The following is a 5,058-nucleotide window of genomic DNA, read 5'->3' as shown; positions in this document are numbered from 1 at the left end:
GCGGTAGCGTAACATAATCGGGCGTTGGGTTTCATGCTTCAACCGTTCGGCAAAAGCTCACGGCCGAAGCCCAACCTACGTTCATCTTATATTTAATTCCACCCACCTACTTACTTGTCTATACCCAATATAAAAAACGGTCTCCCTAAACCAGTTGCCAAAATCGCCGCCATGGACAGTCAATTACTTGATAAACTCGGACAATTACAAAACCTCTTAAAAACCAGTGGAAAAGCCTTGATTGCCTATTCTGGGGGCGTGGATAGTACCCTAGTGGCAAAAGTGGCCTATGATCTGCTAGGGAGTCAAGCATTGGCAATTACGGCGGTTTCCCCTTCCCTACTGCCGGAAGAATTGGAAGAAGCGATCGCTCAGGCCGATTATATCGGTATTCGGCACGAATTGGTGGAAACCGAGGAAATGAATAACCCCAATTACACCAGTAATCCCGTTAATCGCTGTTATTTCTGCAAAAGTGAGCTACACGACACCCTTAAACCCCTTGCTCTCGCTCGTGGTTATTCCTACGTCATTGATGGCGTTAATGCTGATGATTTAAGGGATTATCGTCCGGGGATTCAAGCAGCTAGGGAGCGCGGCGCTCGTTCACCTTTGGCGGAAATTGCTATCACAAAAAGCGAAGTTCGTCAACTATCTCGTTACTTAAATTTACCTTGGTGGGATAAACCGGCGCAACCCTGTTTAAGTTCCCGTTTTCCCTACGGGGAGGAAATTAGCCTGGAGAAATTGCAAAGAGTCGGACGGGCGGAGATTTATCTGCGAAAATTAGGTTATCGTCAATTACGGGTGCGATCGAGCGGCGATACGGCACGGATTGAATTACCGGCAGCAGCAATTCCCGACTTTATTAATCGGACAAATTTAAGCGAATTAGTCGCTGATCTGCAAAAATTAGGCTTTATCTATGTCACCCTCGATCTAGAAGGTTATCAAAGCGGCAAACTTAATCGAGTCCTCTAGTTCAGTGATCAGTGATCAGTAAACAGTAATCAGTGGACTGAAAACTCAAATCTGCTCTAACAGCGTTGGGTTTCATGCTTCAACCGTTCGGCAAAAGCTCACGGCCGAAGCCCAACCTACGTTCTGCTCTAATAGTTATCTTAATGGTGAGGTACGAAGTTTTCGTTTTGGGGAGTTGGTCGTCAATACCAAATTGGGTTATACTTCATCTTGACGAGAAAGGCTGTAACGGATAACTGGTCACTGATAACTGATAACTGGTCACTGATAACTGATAACTGATAACTGATAACTGATAGATGAACCTTTTTCTAGGGTCCCTAAGTCTTTACCCTTAAACCTCTAATTGCCAAGGCGAGGATAGATGAGTCAACTACAAAATGCCTTTACGCTATTCCTGAGCCTGTTGGTGGAAGCGATGCCTTTCTTACTGCTAGGGGTGATTCTCTCTAGTATTCTTTTAATATTTGTCGATGAACGTCGCCTAGTTGCTCTGATGCCTCGAAATGCTGTTTTAGGAGCATTTGTGGGGGGATGTATTGGTTTTTTGTTTCCCGTCTGCGAGTGTGGCAATGTGCCGGTGGCGCGACGTTTACTTGTGCAAGGAATGCCGAATGCAGTAGCGGTTAGTTTTCTCTTAGCAGCGCCGACAATTAACCCGATTGTTATCTGGTCCACTTGGGTAGCTTTTCGCGATCAACCGGAAATTGTTTTCTATCGAGTTATCTTTTCTTTGTTCATCGCTACGGTTATCGGTATTATCTTTAGTATCCAAAAAGATCCCCGACCGCTACTACAAACCTCTTTGGCAAAAAGTCTCAATTGGCAACCGCAAACACCGGAAAAAGAATCTATCCCACTACTACTACAATCCGGTTCTTTTCTGATCGGTAATTCTGGGCAAACTTTGCGCTTAGACGAAAGTTTTGCCGCCACTGCTGTCCTCCCGGCAGTGCAAGCTATCCCGATGAAAAGGCGCTGGTTAACTTTTCTGGAAAACGTGGTGATGGAATTACGGGAATTAGGAGGAGTGTTAATCCTAGGAAGTGCTATAGCGGCCGGTTTACAGGTGTTTGTTCCCCGGGAATTTATTCTTAATTTGGGTCAGGATCCGATTACTTCAATCTTGGCCATGATGCTGTTAGCGGTCATTGTTTCGATTTGTTCCACGGTTGATTCTTTTTTTGCTCTCTCCTTTGCCTCTAGTTTTACCAGTAGTTCCCTGCTGGCTTTTCTAGTGTTTGGTCCAATGATTGACCTGAAAGGGATTGGTTTAATGTTGTCTATTTTTAAACCGAGAATGTTAATTTATCTCTTTGCTTTAGCAGCGCAAATGACTTTTTTACTCACCTTGGCTCACAGTTATTTATTTTAGGTCAGTCCCTAGATAGTTTTTCCCATGAATTCATCACGTCTGAAAATAATCGCCCCCCAATTTATCGATATTATTGCCCTAATCGGTTGGGGTTCGTTACTATTTAAATACTGGATAACTGGACAATTAAATTTACTTATCCATCCTAATTATTTTATTCTGGTTCTCATCACCAGTATTGCTTTATTTGCCCTAGGATTAGTCAAGCTTTGGACATTATTAAAACAGTGGCAAAAAAAGATTAATTTAGATAGTAATGATAATCGATCGCATATTACCATTCTTCCCCAACATTTTGGCTCAGGTTTATTAGTAATAACTGCCCTTTTAGGCCTATTTATCGCCCCGCAGCCCCTCAGTAGTCAAATCGCATTACAGAGGGGAATTAGTGAATCTTTACCCCTAACTCGCGTGCAAACTCAATCCTTTGGTACTACCGTTAAACCGGAGGAAAAAAGTTTAATTGAATGGGTAAGAACTTTGAATGCTTACCCCGAACCTGATGCTTATACAGGACAACCAGTAAAAGTCACAGGTTTTGTGGTGCAATTGCCCCAATTACCCGATAATTATTTATTAATTAGTCGCTTTATTCTTACCTGTTGTGCCGTAGATGCTTATCCCGTCGGTTTACCGGTGAAACTATCAGGAAGTCGCGGTCAATATCCCAATGATACTTGGTTAGAAATCACCGGAGAAATGGCCACAGAATCTTTACCGGTAGAGGTGGGAAAATCAACCACTAGAAGACAATTAGTAATTAAGGCCAAATCCGTGAAACCTATACCCACTCCCGTTGATCCCTACGGATATTAACAGTTATCAGTTATCAGTTATCAGTTATCAGTTATCAGTTATCAGTTATCAGTTAAGTAGGTGGGTGGAATTAAATATAAGATGAACGTAGGTTGGGTTGAAGCATGAAACCCAACGCCCAATCATGTTACGCTACCGCTAACCCATCCTACAAATAATTGTGCCTCCCTACTTATCAGTGAGCAGTGAGCAGTTGTTGTTACTAACCATCTACTATAATGCTGAAAACCTTACAACTACAACCGATTGATAAATTAGCGATAACATTAATTGTATCCCTAACCTTAGTAATTGGTGGCTTAATTTGGTTGGGTAATAGCTGTGGTAATCAATGTCTTTTACAAACCGGTCCAAGAGTCAAGGAATTTAGCTGGGAAAATCGAGAAATTGGAGCGGAAGATCAAGCATTTATTATCACTTTTGATCGTCCGATGGATCATGCTAGTGTAGAAAAAAATCTAGTTATCGATCCTCCGCTGCCGGGGAAGTTTAGTTGGGCCGGAAGACGATTAGCTTATACCCTAAGTTCTCCCATTCCCTACGGAGAAAAATATCATCTGCAAATTGAAGGTGCGCGGGAACAATTTCGCAGCGGTAATCGATTAGGACAAACCCTAGCAATCTTTGAAAGAGAATTTAAAAGTCGGGATCGTGCTTTTGCCTATATTGGCACTAATGGGGAAGAACAGGGAAGATTAATTTTTTATAACTTGACCGAGGAGAAGAAAACCCTCTTAACCCCCGCAAATTTGACCGTTATGGCTTTTGAATTTTACCCTGATGGTAAAAAAATTCTCTTTTCGGCCGTGGCGAAAAATCAGGGGATACAGGGAATTCGTGAACTGCAGCTTTACCAAGTTGATTTTGGCCAATCTTCCCCAAAAATTGAGTTAGTGCTAGAGAATAAAGATTATCAAAATAATCATTTTGATTTAGCTAAAGATGGGGAAACCATTGTCGTGCAGAGAATTGAGCGCCGCAATCCGATTAACTTCGATTTATGGGCAGTTAAATCAGGGGAAAAACCCCAACAATTAAACATCCAAGGCGGGGAATTTTTGATTGCACCTGATAGTAAAACTTTGGCTGTTACTCAAGGGGAAGGAATCGCCCTTTTGCCTTTAAAAACCGCAACAAAACCCCTAGATTTTTTACCAAAATTTGGGCGAATTTTGAATTTTTCTGCTGATGGTACGGCTGCGGCAATGGTAAATTTTAATACTGATAATGCCAAAATGCGTTATATTCGATCGCTTTTTTATGTCAACAATCAAGGATTACAAAAACGCTTACTCAATCTACAAGGTTCGATTATAGATTGTCAATTTAATGCCACTGGTAGTGATTTATATTGTTTGTTAACTGAGTTAGTTACTAACAGTCAAGAGTACAAAGAAAAACCCTATTTTGCTAAAATAGATGTGAAGACTGGTCAAGTGACTCCCCTACTGGAATTAGCGGATTATCGTGATATTCACATTAGTTTATCTCCCGATGGTTTAGCGATTATTTTTGATCAACTTCGCACCAGTTATGATAGTAATCCGACTAATCCCCTGACTACCGATTCGGGAGAAACAATTATCGGTGGTCGTTTGTGGATGTTAATTCCTCCCCTACAAGATGGAGTGAAAGCAAGTAAATCTGATTTAATTGAATTGCCTCTAGCGGGAATTCGTCCCCAGTGGATGCCGTAGAATTTCATTATTAACTTGGGAATTATTTCGATGCTGTCAAACTCAGAAAAATTAGCCAAATTGCGTCAATATTTTGTTAGTGGTGCCACTCGTTCCTATCAATTCCGTCGTCAGCAGTTAGAGAAGTTAAAACAGGCAATCATTAAATATGAAGCAGATATCTATCAAGCTTTATATAGGGATTTAAAG

The 5,058-nt window shown here is 41.5% G+C and carries 4 protein-coding genes and 1 pseudogene; all 5 read left to right on the top strand.

Annotated elements, in window-relative coordinates; all coding sequences use genetic code 11:
• Window positions 1-171: 171 nt before the first annotated feature.
• Window positions 172-981, top strand: coding sequence for an ATP-dependent sacrificial sulfur transferase LarE (gene larE, locus IQ242_RS16500; RefSeq protein ID WP_193960710.1), 810 nt, complete (start codon window positions 172-174; stop codon window positions 979-981).
• 364 nt (window positions 982-1,345) lie between these two features.
• Window positions 1,346-2,356, top strand: coding sequence for a permease (locus tag IQ242_RS16495; RefSeq protein ID WP_002750120.1), 1,011 nt, complete (start codon window positions 1,346-1,348; stop codon window positions 2,354-2,356).
• Window positions 2,357-2,380: 24 nt separating this feature from the next.
• Window positions 2,381-3,172 (top strand): TIGR03943 family protein, encoded by a 792-nt coding sequence (locus tag IQ242_RS16490; protein WP_002767712.1) that lies wholly within the window; start codon window positions 2,381-2,383, stop codon window positions 3,170-3,172.
• 218 nt (window positions 3,173-3,390) lie between these two features.
• Window positions 3,391-4,869, top strand: coding sequence for a hypothetical protein (locus IQ242_RS16485; protein ID WP_193960709.1), 1,479 nt, complete (start codon window positions 3,391-3,393; stop codon window positions 4,867-4,869).
• Window positions 4,870-4,899: 30 nt separating this feature from the next.
• Window positions 4,900-5,058, top strand: a pseudogene (locus IQ242_RS16480) (aldehyde dehydrogenase family protein); the annotation flags it as partial.

Source organism: Microcystis sp. LEGE 08355, from assembly GCF_015207185.1.
GTDB classification, from domain to species: Bacteria; Cyanobacteriota; Cyanobacteriia; order Cyanobacteriales; family Microcystaceae; genus Microcystis; species Microcystis panniformis.
This window is presented reverse-complemented; position numbering and strand designations above follow the sequence as displayed.